Raw genomic sequence first — 18177 nt, 5'->3', positions numbered from 1 at the left:
GGCAGAACACCTCGAATACTCACCGGTAATTGTGCGATTACTCAACTTCGTACCGTGACGGTGCGAGCGCGGACGGATTCCGATCGATATGCTGCGCGGATGAGTCGATGGGAGTTCGTCGGCCGCACGGATGAGCTCAACCGCCTGCTGGAGGCGGTGACCGGTGAGGCCGGCCGCGGGCTCTTCTTCAGCGGCAGCGCTGGCATCGGCAAGAGTCGTTTGCTGCGCGAGGGCGTGGGCGCGTTGCCCACCGACCGGTTCGCGATCTGGTCCATCGCCGCGAGCGCCACCACGGCGGCGCTGCCGTTCGGCGGGCTGGTCCAGGTCCTCCCCGCCGAGCAGCCCCAGGGCCTCTCCCCCGCCGGTGTCCTGCGCTGGGCGCTGCACGTGCTGCAACAGCAGGCGGCCGGCCGACGGATCGTGCTCGCCATCGACGATGCCCACCTGCTCGACCCACCCTCCGCCGCGCTGGTGCACCTGGTCGCCCGCGCCGAGAACGCCACAGTGGTCGGCACCCTGCGCGACGGCGAGCAGATCCCGCTGCCGATCCGCGCACTCTGGACCGACGATCTGGTCGAACACGTCGAGCTGACCCCGATGCCGCAGACGGAGACCGCGGGCCTGCTGGCGGCGATCCTGGGCGGCCCGGTCGACCCCGGCTCCGCCGACCGGCTCGGTCGACTGTCGTCCGGCAACCCACTGCTGCTGCGCGAGCTGGTGCACGCCGCCAACGGCAGCGCGGAGTTGAAGCAGACGTACGGGATCTGGAAGTGGACCGGCCGGTTGGAGCTGGCACCCAACCTGAGCGACCTCATCGACACCCGGGTCGGAAAGCTCACCGACGGCGTCCGCGCGGTCGTCGAGCTTGTCGCCTTCGGCGAACCACTCGGCCTGCATCTGCTCAAGCAGGCCGCCGATCAGGCAGACGTGGAAACCGCCGAGGAGCGCGGGCTGATAACTGTGGACCAGCACGACCGACGCACCAACGTCCGGCTGGCCCACCCCCTCTACGGCGAGGTGATGCGCCGTCGCTGTCCGGTCAGCCGCACCCGCCGGCTTCAGGCACACCTCGCCGAGCTGATCGAACAGGTCGGCAAGCGCCGCCGCGACGACCTGCTGCGGGTCGCCGTCTGGCGACTCGACTCGGGCACCGCACAAGACCCGGCCCTGCTGCTGGAGGCCGCCGTTCAGGCGTTCACCCGCTACGACGTACCGCTGGCGACCCGCCTGGCGCGGGCCGCGCTGAATGCCGACGGCGGCTCCGACGCGGCGGAGCTGCTGGCCACCATCCTGATGTTCGCCGACCGGCCCGGCGAGGCGATCGACGTCCTCGACGCGGTGACCCCGGAGCCCGGCGACGAGCGACGATTCTGTCGATGGCTGACCGTACGCGGGATGGTCAGCTACTGGGGGCTGAGCCAGGAGTCCACGGTGGAGGAGATCGCCGACCAGGTCGAGCAGCTCAGCGATTCCGCAGACCGCGCCCGGGTGCACGCCTTCGAGGCGATCATGCGCCTGCACCGACTGGACACGACCGCCGCGGTACGGCTCAGCCAACGCGTCCTGGACCGGCCGGCGGCCGGCGTCGCCGCCCGCGAACTGGCCCGTTCCACAATCGCGTACGTCCAGGCCGCGCAGGGCGAGCTGACCCGCAGTGGTACGGCCATCGCCCAGGTGCACTCGGCCGCTGCCAACTGGCGCACCGACATGCCGTACCTCCAACTGGCGCTGGAGTTGGCCCGGGGCACCCGGCTCATGCTCACCGGCGACCTGGCCGGAATCGACGCGATCGTTGCCGACGAGTTCGCCGACCTCGCCGGGGAGGGTGACTTCCGCCTCGGCACCGGCTATCTGGCCATCCTCCAGGCGTACTCGTTCCGGCTGCGCGGGCAGAGCGCCGCGGCCATGCGGACTTCCCTGGGCGCCTGCGCGGTGCTGGCCACGAGTCGGGTCTACGCCGGCCTGGCCCAGGCCGAACGCGCCCAGTCGGCGGCGCTGCGCGGTGACGCCGTGCAGGCAGCCGAGGCGATGGCCGAAGCCGACCGCACCCACGCGCCGGGAATGGCGGTGCTCTACCCGTGGCTGGAGCAGGCTCGGGGCGCGACGCTCGCCGCGGGTGGCGACCTGATGGGCGCGGTCAAGCACCTCGGCGACCTGGTGGATCGGCTGCGCTCGGACGGCTTCGCCGGGCACGAGGTGCACGTTCTGCACGACCTTGTCCGACTGGGTCAGGCAGGCATGGCGGTCGGGCCCACCTGTTCCGACGGTGGTCGACGCACCGTCGCGCAGCGCCTCGCCGAGCTCTCCGAGCGGGTCGACGGGGTGCTTCCGCCGCTGCTGGCCCGGCACGCCCGCGCCGCGGTGATCGACTCCTCCACTGATCTGCTCGCGGTCGCCGACGACTACGCCGCACTGGAGTTGACCGTGTACGCGGCCGAGGCCACCTCCCAGGCCGCTCAGCGGTTGCGCCAGCAGCACTCGGCCGCCGCCAACGACGCCCGGGAGCGCCTCGCCGGCTTGCTCGGGCGCTGCGACCTGATCCGGACCCCGGCGCTCCAGGCCGGTGCGCCGGTGCTCACCGAGCGGGAGTGGCAGGTGGCCCGCCTCGCCGCGCACGGTGCGGCCAGCCGGGCCATCGCCGAACGGCTCTACCTGTCGGCGCGCACAGTGGAGAACCACCTCCAGCGGATCTACGCCAAGCTCGGCGTCACCAGCCGGGCCGAGCTGTGGGCGGCGTTACGCTCGATACCGGGCCATGACGGCGGCGACGCGAGCTGAACCTTAGGCTGGGGCGGTGAGCATCCACCGCCCCGCGCTGCTGACCGACCACTACGAGCTGACGATGGTCAGCGCGGCCCTGAAGGACGGCACCGCCGACCGCCGGTGTGTCTTCGAGGTGTTCAGCCGCCGGTTGCCGAGTGGCCGCCGGTACGGCGTGGTCGCCGGGACGGCCCGGCTGATCGAGCTCATCCGTGACTTCCGGTTCGACCCCGCCGAGGTGGAGTTCCTGCTGCGGACCGGGGTGGTCGACGAGACGGCGGCGGCCTGGCTCACCGACTACCGCTTCACCGGGGACATCGACGGGTACGCCGAGGGTGAGCTGTTCTTCCCCGGTTCACCGATCCTCACCGTCTCCGGCGGTTTCGCCGAGTGCGTGGTGCTGGAGACGCTGGCGCTGTCAGTGCTCAACCACGACAGCGCCGTGGCCGCGGCGGCAGCTCGGATGGTGACCGCGGCGCGGGGCCGGGCTCTGATCGAGATGGGGTCGCGTCGGGCACACGAGGGGGCTGCGGTCGCCGCGGCGCGGGCCGCGTACCTGGCCGGTTTCCGGTTCACGTCCAACCTCGCCGCCGGTGCGCTCTACGGAATCCCGACGGCGGGCACGGCGGCGCACGCCTTCACCCTGCTGCACGACGACGAGCGGGCGGCGTTCGCCTCGCAGGTCGCCACGCTGGGCAAGGACACCACGCTGCTGGTCGACACGTACGACATCAGCCAGGGCATCCGTAACGCGATCGCGGTGGCTGGGCCGGAGCTGCGGGCGGTGCGGATCGACTCGGGCGATCTCGCGGTGATCGCTCAGCAGTCCCGGGAGTTGCTCGACTCGCTGGGCGCCACCGAGACCAAGATCATCGTGTCGGGTGACCTGGACGAGTACGCGATCGCCGCGCTGGCCGCCGAACCGGTGGACATGTACGGCGCCGGCACGGCCGTGGTCACCGGTTCCGGGGCACCGACCGCCGGGTTGGTCTACAAGCTGGTCGAGGTCGAGGGACGGCCGGTGGTGAAGCGCTCCGAGCACAAGGCGACAATCGGCGGCCGGAAGGTCGCGGTCCGCCGGCACAAGCCGACCGGCACCGCCACCGACGAGATCATCGTCCCGCAGGGCGTTCCGGACCGGCAGCCCAACGACCGCCTGCTCCAGCGGTCGTTCGTGGTCGCCGGTGAGCCGGTGCCGCTGCCCACGCTCGACGAGTCGCGCGAGCACCTGCGTGAGTGTCTGATCTCCATCCCGTGGGAGGGGCTGAAGCTCTCGGCCGGCGACCCGGCCGTGCCGGTCACCGTCGTACCCGCTGGCTGAGCCTTCCGCCGATCCGACCTCGAAGGGAAACCCCGATGGCCAACGCGCTGATCATCGTGGACGTGCAGAACGACTTCTGTGAGGGCGGCTCGCTGGCCGTCGCCGGCGGGGCAGGGGTGGCCGCCGGCATCTCCCGGCTACTCGCCGCCGAGCCGGACCGGTGGGCGCACGTGGTCGCCACCAAGGACTACCACGTCGACCCTGGTGCCCACTTCGGCGATCCGCCGGACTTCGTGGAGTCCTGGCCCCGGCACTGCGTGGTGGGCACCAGCGGTTCGGAATTCCACAGCGAACTGGACACCACGCGCGTCGAGGCGATCTTTCACAAGGGCGAGCACGCGGCGGCGTACTCCGGTTTCGAGGGGCATGCCGACGACGGCGAGTGCCTGGCCGACTGGCTGCGCCGCCACGACGTGGACCGGGTCGACCTGGTCGGGATCGCCACGGATCACTGCGTCCGGGCGACCGCGCTGGACGCCGCCCGGGAGGGTTTCGTCACGACCGTGCTGCTCGAGTTGACCGCCGCCGTCGCCCCGGCGACCACCGACGTGGCCCTCCGCGCGATGGACGGCGCCGGGGTGATCATGCACGGCCAGCCTGTGATCAGAGCCGCATGAGGCCCTAATTGATTGGCCAAGGGGCCGCCGCCGGTCGAGGATGTCGCCGGAGGTACGGACCCACGTGAACATGAAGCCTTACCGGCAGGCGCTCGCCCTGCCCGGCCTGCGGTCGCTGTTGCTGATCGCCGTCCTCGCCCGTATCCCGCTCACCGCGACCGGGGTGACGCTGACCTTCCACGTGGTGCTCGATCTTGATCGGGGCTACGGGGCGGCCGGCCTGGTGGGTGCTGCCGTCACCGTGGGTGCGGCGATCGGCGGGCCGCTGCTCGGCCGGCTGGTGGACCGGCGAGGACTGCGCCCGGTCCTGGTGCTCACCGGTATCGCCGAAGCGATCTTCTGGTCCACAGCGCCCTCGCTGGCGTACCCGTTGCTCCTGCCGGCCGCCTTCGTGGCCGGCTCCCTGGCCCTACCCATCTTCTCCGTGGTCCGTCAGTCGATCGCCGCGCTGGTCCCCGAGGACCAGCGCCGCCCGGCCTACGCACTGGACTCGATGTCGGTGGAGCTGTCCTTCATGATCGGCCCGGCGTTGGCGGTGGCCCTGGTCACCGCGATCTCCGCGCAGACCACGATGTATCTGGTCGGTGGCGGCATCGTCGCCGCCGGGATCGCCCTATGGCTGGTCAACCCACCGATCCGGGATGCCGCCGAGCCGGCCGGCCCACAGCGCCGGGTGCCGCGTCGGGAGTGGCTGACACCCCGACTGCTCGCCGTGCTGGCGCTCAGCGCCGCCGCGACCCTGGTGCTCGGCGGCACCGACGTGGCGGTGGTAGCCGTCCTGCGAGCCAGCGGCGAGGTCGGCTGGACCGGCGCGGTCCTGGCCATCTGGGCGGTCGCCTCGCTGGCCGGCGGTTTCGCCTACGGGGCCGTGCACCGCTCGTTCTCCCCGTTGGTGCTGACCGCCACACTGGCCCTGTTCACCATTCCGGTGGGGCTGGGCGGTGCGCACTGGTGGCTGCTGTGCCTGGCGTTGATCCCCGCCGGCGCGCTCTGCGCGCCGACGATCGCGGCCGGTTCGGACGCGGTCAGCCGCCTGGTCCCGGCCGAGGTACGCGGTGAGGCCATGGGTCTGCACGGCTCCGCTGTCACCGTCGGCATCGCGATCGGCGCGCCGCTCGCCGGCGCGGTGATCGACGCCAGCGCGCCAGCCTGGGGCTTCGCGGTAACCGGTGCGCTCGGCGCGCTGGTCACCCTGGTGGTGCTCCCGATCGAGCTGCGCCGCCGCCGCAACGCCGGCGCCCCCACCCCGCCGCCCGTCGAAACCGACCTCACCCCCGCCGCCCGCTAACCGTCCGACCCGGCCGGAGCCGAGCCGAGCCGGACTGGGCCGGACGGAGCCGGGCCGAGCCGGGCCGAGCCGGGCCGAGCCGGGCCGAGCCGGGCCGAGCCGGGCCGAGCCGGGCCGAGCCGGGCCGAGCCGGGCCGAGCCGGGCCGAGCCGAGCCGGGCCGAGCCGAGCCGGACTGGGCCGGACTGGGCCGGGCCGAGCCGAGCCGGACTGGGCCGGACGGAGCCGGGCCGAGCCCAGCCGGGCGGGCGGGCGCGCGGGGGCAACTCCGCGGACAGGCGAGCAGGAGCGGGTCGAGGCGGCCGGCGCGCCGTCTGGCGCAACAGCGGTACCGGGGTAACTGCGGATCGAGGTGTCCGCCGGGCAGCCGGCAGGCATACATACTGATACGCCTGATGTCTGTGAGTCATCGTGATGACTCACAGGCATCAGGCTCACTAGGGACATGGCCTGCCTTGGGGCCAGGCCGAGCCGACGCCAGGCTGAGCCGACGCCAGGCCAGCCGAACCGACGCCAGGCCAGCCAAGCCGACGCCAGGCCGGCCGAGCCGACGCCAGGCCGAGCCGAGCCGACGCCAGGCCGAGCCGAGCCGAGCCGAACCGAACCGAACCGACGCCAGGCCGGCCGAGCCGACGCCAGGCCGAACCGACGCTGGGCCGGGCCCAGACCTAGCAGACGCGGCTAAAGACAGTTGCCGGTAAGCGGCGTGGAGCGGCCGGAACGAGGCGAGACGCGAGAGTGGCACTGGCTGGACATAGCGACGGGCGCCGCTCCCGGTGATCCCGGGGCGCGGCGCCCGTCGTACTGCTTGCGTCGAGCGTCAGTGCCGGTCGACGTCGCTCGCGGTGTCCTCGCGGTAGCTGGCTCCGCCGTCGGACTCGCTGGTGAGCGGCTTGGCGCCACCCTCCGGCGGGCCGGCCAGGCTCTGACCCGCGGCCAGCTCCGGGAACTTCGCGTCGAACGCGGGGCGCTCGGAGCGGATCCGCGGCATCCGGTCGAAGTTGCGCAGCGGCGGCGGGCTGCTGGTCGCCCACTCCAGCGAGTTGCCGTGACCCCAGGGGTCGTTCACCTCGACCACCGGGCCGGTCTTGTACGACTTCCAGCAGTTGTAGATGAACGGCAGCGTGGAGATACCGGTGATGAACGCGCCGATCGTGGAGATCGTGTTCAGCGTGGTGAAGCCGTCGCCAGGCAGGTAGTCGGCGTAACGCCGGGGGAATCCCTCCGCGCCGAGCCAGTGCTGCACCAGGAACGTGGTGTGGAACCCGATCATGGTGAGCCAGAAGTGCACCTTGCCCAGGCGCTCGTCGAGCATCCGACCGAACATCTTCGGGAACCAGAAGTAGATGCCGGCGAAGACCGCGAACACGATGGTGCCGAAGAGCACGTAGTGGAAGTGCGCCACCACGAAGTACGAGTCCGACACGTGGAAGTCGAGCGGCGGGCTGGCCAGCAGCACACCGGTGAGACCACCGAAGAGGAACGTGACCAGGAAGCCGACGGACCAGAGCATGGGCGTCTCGAAGCTGATCTGGCCCCGCCACATGGTGCCGATCCAGTTGAAGAACTTCATACCGGTCGGCACGGCGATCAGGTAGCTCAGGAAGCTGAAGAACGGCAGCAGCACCTGGCCGGTCGCGAACATGTGGTGCGCCCAGACGCTCATCGACAGCGCCGCGATGGAGATGGTGGCGGCCACCAGGCCCTTGTAGCCGAAGATCGGCTTGCGGGAGAAGACCGGGATGATCTCGCTGATGATGCCGAAGAACGGCAGCGCGACGATATACACCTCGGGGTGCCCGAAGAACCAGAACAGGTGCTGCCAGAGCATCGGCCCACCGGTTGCCGGGTCGTACACGTGGGCGCCGAGGATGCGGTCCGCGGCCAGCGCGAAGAGCGCGGCGGCCAGCAGCGGGAAGACCAGGATCACCAGGAGGCTGGTGACCAGGATGTTCCACGTGAAGATCGGCATCCGGAACATGGTCATGCCGGGCGCGCGCAGGGTCAGCACCGTGGTGATCATGTTCACCGCGCCGAGGATGGTGCCCAGGCCGGAGATGGCCAGACCCATGATCCACATGTTGGCGCCGACGCCGGGCGAGTGCTCGACGCTGCTCAGCGGCGCGTACGCGAACCAGCCGAAGTCGGCGGCGCCACCCGGGGTGATGAACCCGGCGGTCGCCATCGTGCCGCCGAACAGGTACAGCCAGTAGGCGAAGCTGTTCAGTCGGGGGAAGGAAACGTCGGGCGCGCCGATCTGGATCGGCACGATGTAGTTCGCGAAGGCGAACACGATCGGCGTCGCGAAGAACAGCAACATGATCGTGCCGTGCATCGTGAAGAGCTGGTTGTACTGCTCGGGCGACAGGAACTGCAGCCCGGGTCGGGCCAGCTCAGCCCGCATGATCAGGGCCATCAGGCCACCGATCATGAAGAACACGAACGCGGTGATCATGTACATGATCCCGATTTGCTTCGCGTCCGTGGTTCGCAGCAGCCGCGCGATGGCCGACCCCTTGACCGGCTCCCGGACCGGCCAGGGCCGGGTCACGACCGGCTTGGGTGCGACGGTGGTCACGAGTGGCCTCCGGTTCTCGGTTGTCCCGCTCGGCACACGCTGGTTATCGGCGGGCCGTCATCCGCAAGGAGGATAGTCCCCGGCAGGTCGCAGCGCCGCGTGGGGTGGCGTGACACGATCTACAACGGGCCTACAGCGGGCCGAGCAGGAGCCGGTAGTGCTCCCCGAAGATCCGGTCGCCGCGGCCGCGCAGCAGCGGGTCGCGCAGCGCGGGAGGCACGTCCCTGGTCCGGTTGCGGTCCCGGGTCCGGTCCCGCACCCATCGGGTACGCGGACGGCGACGGCTCTCGTACGCCACGAGCGCCGCGTCCACGCTGTTGGCGGCGCGCAGCGACTCGGCCAACACCACGGCGTCCTCCAGGGCCATGGCCGCGCCCTGCGACAGCGTCGGCGCGGTGGCGTGCGCGGCGTCGCCGACCAGCAGGACGCGCCCCCGGTGCCACCGGCCCAACTCCACCTCGTCGGTGATCCCGGCGTGCACCTCGTCGAGCGCCGCCAGCACCTCGGGCACCGGGCCGCGGTAGTCGGCGAAGACGTCCCGCAGCCGGGCCAGCGGGTCGGCGGGTTGCTCGGTGCTGGCCTCGTCGGCGTAGAGGTGCAGCCGCCCGGCGCCGATCGGCACCATCAGGAAGCCGGAGCGCTGCCCGAGCAGCGCGGTCCACTCGGTGACCGGTGGGCCGTCGCGCAGGACGGCCCGGTAGACCACCTGCCCGACAGGGCGCGGCGGCCCACCGAGCGCGGCCAGCGCCCGGACCGAGGAGCGTGGCCCGTCGGCACCGATGACCAGGTCGTACTCGGTGGCGGTGCCGTCGGTGAAGGTGACGCCGACCGCGCCCGGGAGCAGGTCCAGGGTGCGGACCTCGGCACCGTGCCGGACCGCGCCGCCGGCACCGCTGAGCAGCACCCGGTGCAGGTCGGCCCGGGGTAACGCCCGGCACTCGCCGACGCCGGCCCAGAGGGCGTCGAGGTCGACCTCGCAGAGTTGGGCGCCCGCGGCGTCGAAGAACCGCTGGCGGCGGATCACCTGCCCGATCGGCCGGACCGGGTCGTGCAGGTCGAGCCGGTGCAGCGCGCGGGCGGCGTTGCCGGGCAGGTACAGACCAGTCTCGGCGAACTCCCCCGGTGGCAGCTTGTCGGTCACGTCGGGCCGGAAGCCCGCCAGGCGCAGCGCCCGGGCTACGGCCAGGCCGGCGATGCCCGCGCCGACGACGAGGATGCGCAGGGGGGAGCCACCCATGGTGGTGTACGCCTCCGGAGGGGGAGCGGCACGCGTTGGAGGCAACACGCTACTCGGAGCGATCGGCGCACACCAGGCCCAATCGGCCCGCACGCCACCGCTCGTCGGCGACCCGCACCGCTTGGCCGGCCGTCCGTCGCCAGCCGTAAGGCGGGGGCGCGGCAATCCTCACAATTCGCCAGTTCACCGCGGACGGTTGCGCGTCAGTTTCAGACATGTAAATGTGTCGTTGAGCGTGGGAGCGCTCCCGCACTGCCCCACCACATCCGGCGCCCGGGCACGCGCCGCAGTCAAGGAGCGTCATGAAACGTAAACTTCGGGCCCTGGCCGCCGCCGGGCTGCTGGTCGCCAGTTCACTCGTGGCCGTCGCCCTCGGCGGCAACGCCTCCGCCGACACCCAGATCTGTGAGCAGTACGGCTCGACCACCATCCAGGGCCGGTACGTGGTGCAGAACAACCGCTGGGGCACCACCGCCCAGCAGTGCATCAACGTCACCAACAACGGCTTCGAGATCACCACGCTGAACGGCAGCAGCCCCACCAACGGGGCGCCCACGGCGTACCCCTCGGTGTTCTTCGGTTGTCACTACACCAACTGCTCCCCCGGCACGAACCTGCCGATCCAGGTGAGCCAGATCAGCAGCGCCACCAGCAGCATCTCCTACCGCTACGTCAGCGGCGCCACCTACAACGCGTCGTACGACATCTGGCTGGACCCGTCGCCCAAGCGGGACGGCGTGAACCAGATGGAGATCATGATCTGGCTCAACCGGCAGGGCCCGATCCAGCCCATCGGCTCGGTGGTCGGCACCACGAACCTGGCCGGCCGCACCTGGGAGGTCTGGCGGGGCAGCAACGGCTCCAACAACGTCATCTCCTACGTCGCGCAGTCGGCGATCTCCAGCCTGAACTTCAGCGTGCTGGACTTCATCAACGACACCCGCAACCGGGGAGCGATCAACAACTCCTGGTACCTGACCAGCATTCAGGCCGGCTTCGAGCCGTGGCAGGGCGGCGTCGGTCTCGCGGTGACCTCGTTCTCGGCCAACGTCAACGGCGGTGGCAACCCCACCAACCCGCCGACGACCCCGCCGCCGGGCGGTGGTGCGGGCTGCGCGGTGAAGTACACGGCCAACTCGTGGAACAACGGCTTCACCGCCGACGTGCAGATCACCAACACCGGGTCCAGCGCGATCAACGGTTGGACGATGAACTACAGCCTGCCCAGCGGGCAGACGGTCACCAACGCCTGGAACGCCACGGTGAGCCAGAGCGGTTCGGCGGTGACCGCCCGCAACGTGGGCCACAACGGGTCCATCGCACCTGGAGGCACGGCCAGCTTCGGCTACCAGGGCACCCTGAACGGGTCGTACTCGTCGCCGAGCAGTTTCTCGCTCAACGGGGCAACCTGCTCCCGCTCCTGAGCTGACCGTGGGGGCGTGACCTGACGGTCGCGCCCCCACCGCGTACGAGATCAGGGTCAGACGCGGGTGAGGCGTACGGCGTCGGCGATGACCAGGCCGCTGGTGTTGCTCCACCGGCTCACGCCCACCCGGTTGGCGTCGCCGGCCGGCAGCGTGAACGTGCCGAGGACCCGCCACTGCCCACCGGTGGCCCGCTGGTCGACGCGGACGGTCTGGTTGCCGGTGCTGGTGGCGACGATGTACGGGGCGGCGCTGTTGTAGCCCGAGTTCGCCGGCCACCAGGCCTCGACCCGGTAGTTGCCGGCGGCCGGGACGTTGAACCGGTACCAGGCGACGTCGCTGGCGGCGACCGGCTCGGCGTAGCGGTAGTCGGCACCGTGGCGCTGACTGGAGTACGAGGACACGCCCCAGTTGGCGCTGGCGGTGAACCGACCGCTGGTGGTGTTGTCCACCGTGGCGGACCATGTCGTGCCGCCGCCGGCCATTCTCGCCGCCACGTCGGCGCGCATGACGTTCAGGTCGATGAACGACGGGTCGATCTTGCCGGTGGTGCTGGTCTCCCGGTGGCCCCGGGCGTAGCTGCTGTTCCGGCCGAGGCGGGTGAGCACGGCGGCGGTGGCGGCCAGCGACGCGTCGTACTGTGCGGCGGTCATCTCCTGGTTGACACCGTTGTAGTCGATCTCCCACCCGATCATCAGGGTGTTGCCGTCCCCGGCCGGGATCGGTCCGCTGCCGCCGCTGACCCCGGCGTGGTTGCAGCGGCCGGCGGAGATGACGTGGAAGACGCCGTGGTAGTCGACCAGCGCCTGGCACAGCGGCCCCGGCAGGTCGGACCGGCCGTTGATGCAGATGCCGAGCGCCGGGTGTGGGTTGCTGGCGCTGGAGGTCGAGGCGGTGTGGTGCCACAGCACCCCGATGGGGTCGAAGGAGCCGGGTCGCATCCGGTTGAGCCAGTCACCCTCGACCACGACCTGGACGCCGGCGGCACGCAGTACGTCCACCAGCCACGGGATCGTCGCCATCAGGCGTCCGGAAGCAGGTCGGCGAGGCACTCGACCTTCGGCGCGGCGCTCACCGCGGTGGGTCGGGCGACGACGGTCAGCGCGGCTGCCACCAGGGCGGGGATGCCGAGCAGCCCACGGCGGCGCAGACGGATGGATGGTGATCGGGCCATGGCGATCCTCCAGCGACGGCGGGTACGAACGGATCGACGAACGTGATGACGGGCACGCTATACCGTCACGTACGTCGATGTCGATACCCTTCAACGTCGACTCAAGGGCTGAAGGAAACCGCCAAGTCAGACCTCGCCGAGCGCGTCGATGTCGCGCATCTCCTCCGCCGTGAGCGAGAAGTGGAAGACGTCGAAGTTGGCGGTGATCCGCTCCGGCGTCACCGACTTCGGAATCGCCACGATCTCGTGGTCGATGTGCCACCGCAGCACCACCTGCGCCGGGGAGACGCCGTGTGCGGCGGCGATCCTGACCAGCACCGGGTCACTGAGGTCGCTGGTCTTGAACGGGCTGTACCCCTCCAGCACCACGCCCCGGTCCCGGTGTTCGGCGTGCCGCTGCCGGTCGTACAGCGCCGGGCTCCACTCGATCTGGTTGACCGCCGGGTTCTCCTCGGTGGACTGGATCAGCTCGTCGATCTGCGCGGTGCTGTAGTTGCTCACCCCGATGGCCCGGGTGAGATTCTCGTCCCGGGCGGCGATCAGCTCCCGCCAGAGCGGGATGCTGTCACCCGACGACGACGGCGGCCAGTGGATCAGCCACAGGTCCAGGTACTCGACGCCGAGCGCCTCCAGGCTGGCCTCCAGCGTCTGCCGCTCCCGGCCCATCTGGTTGGGGGGCAGCTTCGTGGTGATGAAGACGTCCTCCCGGCGCAGCCCGCTCTCGCGCACCGCACGGCCGACCTCCCGCTCGTTGCCGTACACGGTGGCGGTGTCGAGGTGCCGGTAGCCGGTGTCGAGCGCCGCCAGCACGGCGTCGTACCCGGCCTGGCCGGTGGCCTGCCAGGTGCCGAAGCCGAGCAGGGGCATCCGCACGTCACCGGGGAGCAGGGCGGTGGGCTGGTCGGTGAGGTCCATGACCTCCGTTCTACCCCGCCGAGCCCCCAACCGCCGAGCGAACCGGACACCTGAGGCGTCGACGTGCCGTACGCGCAACGCCGGGACCTGCCCGATGGGCTGGCCTTGGCCGGTGCGCACTGGCAGACTCCGCCGTGGTCCCCGACGCGGGCGACACTGGCTGGGCAACGACGCGGTCTGACGGCGAGGAGCGACGTGTACCTGACCCACCTGGACTGCCCGCGATGCGGCAGGGAGTACGCCGCCGACCGGTTACAGAACCTCTGCGAGTGCGGGTCGCCGCTGCTCGCTCGCTATGACCTGCCAGCCGTGGCGAAGGCGGTCACCCCGGAACGCTTTCCGCTGCGCCCGGCCGACCTGTGGCGCTACCGGGAGCTGCTGCCGGTCGCCGACCCCCGGCACGTCACCACGCTGGGCGAGGGCTGGACGCCCCTGCTGCGCGCCAGTGGGTACGGCACCGAGATCGGCATCGCGGACCTGATGGTCAAGGACGAGGGGCTGATCCCGACCGGCTCGTTCAAGGCCCGGGGCGCGGCGGTCGGGGTGAGCCGGGCCCGCGAGCTGGGCGTCGAGCGGATCGCGATGCCCACCAACGGCAACGCCGGGTCGGCCTGGGCCACGTACGCCGCGCGGGCCGGGATGGGCGCGACGATCGTCATGCCGTTGGCTGCGCCGAGCATCTGCCGGCGCGAATGCGTCGCCGCCGGTGCCGACCTGCGCCTGATCGACGGACTGATCGGCGACGCCGGCCGGCGGGTGGCCGAGCTGATCGCGGAGTCGAACGGGGCGATCTTCGACGCCGGCACGCTGCGCGAGCCCTACCGGCTGGAGGGCAAGAAGACGATGGGGTACGAGATCGTCGAGCAGCTCGGCTGGCAGGCACCGGACGTCATCATCTATCCGACGGGCGGCGGTGTCGGCCTGATCGGCATCCACAAGGCGCTGCACGAACTGCGCGAGCTGGGCTGGATCGGTGACAAGCTGCCCCGGCTGGTGGCGGTGCAGTCCACCGGCTGCGCGCCGATCGTGCGGGCGTTCGCCGCCGGCGAGAGTCGGGCGCAGCCGTGGGCGGACGCGCAGACGGTGGCGTTCGGCATCACCGTGCCGGCCCCGCTGGGCGACGAGCTGATCCTGGCGGCGCTGCGGGACTCCGCCGGCACGGCCGTCGCCGTCGACGACGCGGACATCCTGGCCGACCTGCGAGACTTCGCCGCCCGGGAAGGGCTGCTGCTCTGCCCGGAAGGGGCGGCCTGCCTCACGGCGGCCCGGCAACTGCGCGCCGGCGGGTGGATCCGCGCCGGTGAGCGGGTGGTGGTGCTCAACACCGGCGCCGGGCTGAAGTATCCGGACACGGTCGACGTGTCCGGCGTACCCGTGCTGGGGTGAGGCCGATCAGTAGCTGTCCGGCTCGGTGATCCGCCACGCCGCGTTGATCAGCCCGATGTGCGAAAGCGCCTGCGGGGTGTTCCCGAGCTGCACCCCGGTGGACAGGTCGATTTGCTCGCTGAACAGCCCCACGTCGTTGGTGTACCCGGCGACCCGCTCGAAAAGCGCCTCGGCGCGTTGCCGCTCACCCGTCATCACCAGGCACTCCACCAGCCAAAACGAACACAGCGGAAAAGCGGCCGGGTCGGTGCTCCACCGCCGGAGCAGCCCCTCGTCGGTGCCCAGCTCCCGTTCCAGCATGCTGATTGTGGAACGCATCCGCGGGTCGGTGGCGGGCAGGAACCGCGCCACCGGCAACGCGAGCACGGAGGCGTCCAGCTCCGGCGACCCGAACGCACCGGTGAACGCACCGATCCGGTCGTTCCATCCCTCGCGCAGCACCACCTCCCGGATCTCGTCGCGTACCGCGGCCCAACGACGCGGGTCGGCCCGATCGCCGAGCCGGTCGGCGAGCCCCACCGCCCGGTCCAACGCCAGCCAGCAGGACACCTTCGACCAGACGTAGTGGCGCTCATCGCCGCGGGTCTCCCAGATACCCCGGTCCGGCAGACGCCAGGTCTCGACCACCTGCTCGGCCAACCCGAGCACCATCTCCCGCAGTTCGTCCTCGAACGTCGCGCCGAGATAGTCGCGCAGCCGCCACACCGCCGCTATCACCTCACCCGGCACGTCGAGCTGCCGCTGCCGCCAGGCGTCGTTGCCGACCCGCACCGGCTTGCTGTCGCGGTATCCGCGCAGGTGGTCGCAGTGGTGTTCGGAGACATCCCGCTCACCCTCCAACCCGAAGAGCACAGGCACGGGTTCGTCACCGACCCGGCCGATCGATCGGGTCACCCAGGTGAACAGCCGGGACGCCTCGTCGGGGCAGGCCGCCACCCAGAGCGCCCGCATCGTCAACGAGAAGTCCCGCAGCCAGGAGTAGCGGTAGTCGTAGTTCCGGTCGCCGCCGATCCGCTCCGGCAACGAGCTGGTCAGCGCCGCAGCGACGGCGCCACTGCGGGCGTAGGTGAGGCCGGTCAGGACCGTCGAGCTGTGGGTGACGAGGTCGCGGTACCGGCCGGAGTACGTGTGCGTCTCCCGGAACGCCTGCCATGCCCGCGTCGTCTCGGCGAGGGCGGCCAGCGGGTCCACCCGGGCCGGCGGAGCCCCGTACGCCTCGCCGAAGGCGACGTCCATCGCGATCACCTGACCGGCGGAGACCTCGAACTCGTGGGTCACCCGGTCGGTGCCCGCCCGCAGGTGCAGACCCCCGGCGTGCAACACCAGCACCACCGGGCCGGCCCCGGCCAGCACCCCGCCGTCCGGCTGCTCGTGCAGGTACGGCGTGAGCAGGCCGTACTCCGGGCGGGGCGCGAAGTCCAGGGCCATCCGTACCCGCCCGGACAGCCCTTCGATCACCCGGATCAGCACGGCCGGTGAGTTCTTGCCCAACTCGTGCGCCCGGGCGCCCTGCTCGGCGGCGAGGGCATCGGTGACCGCCACGCTGCCGTGCGGGGTGTGGTGCACCGTCCGCAGCACCAGCGAGTCCGGTAGGTACGCGCGCTCCACGCGGTAACCCGGGCCGCCGACCCCCATCGGTGCGAGCTGGAAGTGGCCAGCTTTCGGGTCGAGCAGCCGCGCGAACACGGCGGACCCGTCGAACCGGTGCGGGCACCACCAGTCGATCGATCCGTCCTTGCCGACCAGGGCACCCGAACGGGAGTCCGAGAGGAACCCGTAGTCGGAGATCGGCGGCTGCTGCTCCACCCGCAGGGGGTACCCGCATCGGGCTGGATCAGACCGGGTGGCTCACTCGGTCGGTGGCTCGTCCTCGCCCGCCGCCTCGGCCGCGTCGGCCTCCTCCTTGGTCTTGTGCACGGCCTGGTCGGCGTGCTCCGGCGGCCCATAGACCGTGTACAGCACCAGCGGGTTGGGGCCGGTGTTGACGAAGTTGTGCTTGGTGCCCGCCGGCACCACGACCAGGTCGCCCGCGGCCACCTTCCGCTTCGCGCCGGCGACCCGGGCCTCGCCGACGCCGCTGACGAAGGTCAGGATCTGGTCGATGTCCTCGTGCACCTCCTCGCCGATCTCCCCATCCGGCGGAATGGTCATGATGACCAACTGGGTGTGGTCACCGGTCCACAGCACCCGCCGGAAGTCCGGGCTCTTCTCGGCGACAGTCGCGATAGTGAAATGCTCCATGTCCACGCTCATACCCCGTCCGGCGGCACGCCACGCCGGGACTCGCAGATGGTGGAATTCCCCACGGCCGCAGGGTTTGGATTCGCCCGGACCGGGGATCGAGAGCGCAGACCGGCACGAAGGGCCGGTCGAGCCAGGTCCCCGCTGGCGTACCGCCGAACGGCTGCGACGGTGGGAGACGGCCAGAGCGCGGCGACGTTCCGACCACGGTCGAGCGGCGCCGTGCGCTCTTGTACGCCCCCTGGCCCGCGATCTCGCCGGGGAGTGACCGGTTAGCGGTGCAGCCAGGTGAGCAGGTCGGGCGGGGCCAGCGCGGCGGCCCGTAGCTGATAGCGGGATCGCGCGGAGTCGTCCAGCAGGTCCCGTCCCTGACCTGAGCCGCCTCGGCGGAAGAACGCCTGGCGGTCACGCAGCACGCCGAGCGTGTCCGGTGCGAGTTGGTCGGCGCGCTCCCGCATGCGACCGAAGGTGGCCGCTTCGACCAACTCCGGCCCCGGCGCCGGAAGGCCCCACCGGTCGGCGAGGCGGCGCATCTCACCGCCCAGATCGGTCAGCAGGGCGTCGTAGTGCACCAACTCGACGTTCGGCTCGTGCCGGCGGGCCCACGCGTCAGTCAGGTGCATCAGCACCCCGGGCAGCGAGTCCAGCTCGGAGCTGGGGTCCACCTCCCGGTCGACCCAGCTCACCAACCACTCCCGCACCCCAGGCCGCTCGCGGGGCGGCCCCGCCGGGGCGGGTTGACCGGTCAGCTGGGCCAGGCGCTTCCGATCCAGGTTGGCGGCCTGGTGGTAGAGGGAGACCGCCATGTCCAGTGGGTGCCGGGCCACCACCACGTAGTGCACCCGAGGGTCGATCGGCACCCCGTCCAGCGGTGTGTGGGTCTTGATGAACCGCCGGTGTCGCTGGGCGGCCAACCGGTCGTACACCGTGGCCTGCGGCTCGCCCAGCCAGTCCAGCCACGGTGACAACACGGTCAGCGGCGCCGGCAGATCCGGGGTGCCCAGCACCAGGAGCGCACAGATCATCTGCATCCAGGTGGTGCCGCTCTTGGACCGGGTGCTGATCACGATGTCGCCGTCGCGGAACGGGAAACCCGTCCACCGTGCGCTGTCCTCGTCGTCGGATCGGTAGCGGTTGACTGGCGTGGGCACCGGTGGATGGTAGTCACCGAACCGACAGTCGAGCAGCCGAATTCCGACTCCCTTCCCTGTGACATATGCGCATACCTGGCTAGATT

14 protein-coding genes are annotated in these 18177 nt (G+C 71.1%); 6 read left to right on the top strand and 8 right to left on the bottom strand.

Going from position 1 to position 18177, the window contains the following annotated elements; genetic code table 11:
* Positions 1-99 precede the first annotated feature (99 nt).
* From V6U86_RS03135 to V6U86_RS03120, 4 genes are read left to right on the top strand one after another with little or no spacing between them, the layout of a single operon-like run.
* Entirely contained in the window at positions 100-2778 is a 2679-nt protein-coding gene (locus tag V6U86_RS03135; protein ID WP_334498145.1) for a LuxR C-terminal-related transcriptional regulator, read from the top strand.
* 16 nt (positions 2779-2794) lie between these two features.
* Positions 2795-4081 carry a nicotinate phosphoribosyltransferase gene (locus V6U86_RS03130; RefSeq protein ID WP_334498143.1) on the top strand — a complete coding sequence of 429 codons (1287 nt, stop codon included), beginning with the start codon at positions 2795-2797 and terminating at the stop codon, positions 4079-4081.
* A gap of 35 nt (positions 4082-4116) precedes the next feature.
* Positions 4117-4698: an isochorismatase family protein gene (locus V6U86_RS03125; protein ID WP_334498141.1), complete on the top strand. Its 582-nt coding sequence runs from the start codon at positions 4117-4119 to the stop codon at positions 4696-4698.
* A gap of 40 nt (positions 4699-4738) precedes the next feature.
* The gene (locus tag V6U86_RS03120) at positions 4739-5986 is read left to right on the top strand and encodes an MFS transporter (RefSeq protein WP_334498139.1); all 1248 of its coding nucleotides are present in this window, start codon (positions 4739-4741) and stop codon (positions 5984-5986) included.
* Positions 5987-6805: 819 nt separating this feature from the next.
* Here the strand turns inward: V6U86_RS03120 and ctaD are convergent.
* Entirely contained in the window at positions 6806-8563 is a 1758-nt protein-coding gene (gene ctaD, locus V6U86_RS03115) for an aa3-type cytochrome oxidase subunit I (RefSeq protein WP_334498137.1), read from the bottom strand.
* Between the two features lie 130 nt (positions 8564-8693).
* On the bottom strand, positions 8694-9800 hold the full coding sequence (locus tag V6U86_RS03110) for an FAD-dependent monooxygenase (RefSeq protein ID WP_334498135.1): 1107 nt from the start codon (positions 9798-9800) through the stop codon (positions 8694-8696).
* 302 nt (positions 9801-10102) lie between these two features.
* Between V6U86_RS03110 and V6U86_RS03105 the strand changes: the two genes are divergently transcribed.
* A complete protein-coding gene (locus V6U86_RS03105) occupies positions 10103-11224 on the top strand; it encodes a GH12 family glycosyl hydrolase domain-containing protein (protein ID WP_334498133.1) in 1122 nt (373 codons plus the stop codon).
* A 56-nt stretch (positions 11225-11280) separates the two neighbouring features.
* Here the strand turns inward: V6U86_RS03105 and V6U86_RS03100 are convergent, their stop codons facing one another.
* The 3 genes from V6U86_RS03100 to V6U86_RS03090 all read right to left on the bottom strand — a co-directional run bounded on the left by V6U86_RS03100 (position 11281) and on the right by V6U86_RS03090 (position 13313).
* On the bottom strand, positions 11281-12246 hold the full coding sequence (locus tag V6U86_RS03100; RefSeq protein WP_334498131.1) for a golvesin C-terminal-like domain-containing protein: 966 nt from the start codon (positions 12244-12246) through the stop codon (positions 11281-11283).
* Entirely contained in the window at positions 12246-12398 is a 153-nt protein-coding gene (locus V6U86_RS03095) for a hypothetical protein (RefSeq protein ID WP_334498128.1), read from the bottom strand. Before V6U86_RS03095 ends, V6U86_RS03100 begins: the two co-directional genes overlap by 1 nt.
* A gap of 126 nt (positions 12399-12524) precedes the next feature.
* Positions 12525-13313, bottom strand: coding sequence for an aldo/keto reductase (locus tag V6U86_RS03090; protein WP_334498125.1), 789 nt, complete (start codon positions 13311-13313; stop codon positions 12525-12527).
* Between the two features lie 195 nt (positions 13314-13508).
* Here V6U86_RS03090 and V6U86_RS03085 point away from each other — a divergent pair, with 195 nt between their 5' ends.
* Positions 13509-14699: a threonine synthase gene (locus V6U86_RS03085; protein ID WP_334498618.1), complete on the top strand. Its 1191-nt coding sequence runs from the start codon at positions 13509-13511 to the stop codon at positions 14697-14699.
* Positions 14700-14705: 6 nt separating this feature from the next.
* Here V6U86_RS03085 and V6U86_RS03080 read toward each other — a convergent pair whose 3' ends face one another.
* The 3 genes from V6U86_RS03080 to V6U86_RS03070 form a co-directional block, all read right to left on the bottom strand.
* A complete protein-coding gene (locus V6U86_RS03080) occupies positions 14706-16505 on the bottom strand; it encodes a glycoside hydrolase family 15 protein (protein WP_334498122.1) in 1800 nt (599 codons plus the stop codon).
* A gap of 42 nt (positions 16506-16547) precedes the next feature.
* A complete protein-coding gene (locus tag V6U86_RS03075) occupies positions 16548-16940 on the bottom strand; it encodes a cupin domain-containing protein (protein ID WP_334498120.1) in 393 nt (130 codons plus the stop codon).
* A 272-nt stretch (positions 16941-17212) separates the two neighbouring features.
* Entirely contained in the window at positions 17213-18091 is an 879-nt protein-coding gene (locus V6U86_RS03070) for a sulfotransferase domain-containing protein (RefSeq protein WP_334498118.1), read from the bottom strand.
* Between the last annotated feature and the right edge of the window lie 86 nt (positions 18092-18177).

The organism is Micromonospora sp. CPCC 205558, from assembly GCF_036902955.1.
Taxonomy (GTDB): domain Bacteria; phylum Actinomycetota; class Actinomycetes; order Mycobacteriales; family Micromonosporaceae; genus Micromonospora.
Note: the sequence above shows the minus strand (reverse complement) of the source record. Positions and strands in the feature narration are given on the sequence as shown.

Excerpts from the sequence above, each read along its gene's own strand:
- V6U86_RS03105 (WP_334498133.1), top strand. The coding sequence starts at position 10,103 with ATGAAACGTAAACTTCGGGCCCTGGCCGCCGCCGGGCTGCTGGTCGCC.
- V6U86_RS03090 (WP_334498125.1), bottom strand. The coding sequence starts at position 13,313 with ATGGACCTCACCGACCAGCCCACCGCCCTGCTCCCCGGTGACGTGCGG.
- V6U86_RS03135 (WP_334498145.1), top strand. The coding sequence starts at position 100 with ATGAGTCGATGGGAGTTCGTCGGCCGCACGGATGAGCTCAACCGCCTG.
- V6U86_RS03125 (WP_334498141.1), top strand. The coding sequence starts at position 4,117 with ATGGCCAACGCGCTGATCATCGTGGACGTGCAGAACGACTTCTGTGAG.
- V6U86_RS03110 (WP_334498135.1), bottom strand. The coding sequence starts at position 9,800 with ATGGGTGGCTCCCCCCTGCGCATCCTCGTCGTCGGCGCGGGCATCGCC.
- V6U86_RS03075 (WP_334498120.1), bottom strand. The coding sequence starts at position 16,940 with ATGGAGCATTTCACTATCGCGACTGTCGCCGAGAAGAGCCCGGACTTC.
- V6U86_RS03100 (WP_334498131.1), bottom strand. The coding sequence starts at position 12,246 with ATGGCGACGATCCCGTGGCTGGTGGACGTACTGCGTGCCGCCGGCGTC.
- V6U86_RS03095 (WP_334498128.1), bottom strand. The coding sequence starts at position 12,398 with ATGGCCCGATCACCATCCATCCGTCTGCGCCGCCGTGGGCTGCTCGGC.
- V6U86_RS03120 (WP_334498139.1), top strand. The coding sequence starts at position 4,739 with ATGTCGCCGGAGGTACGGACCCACGTGAACATGAAGCCTTACCGGCAG.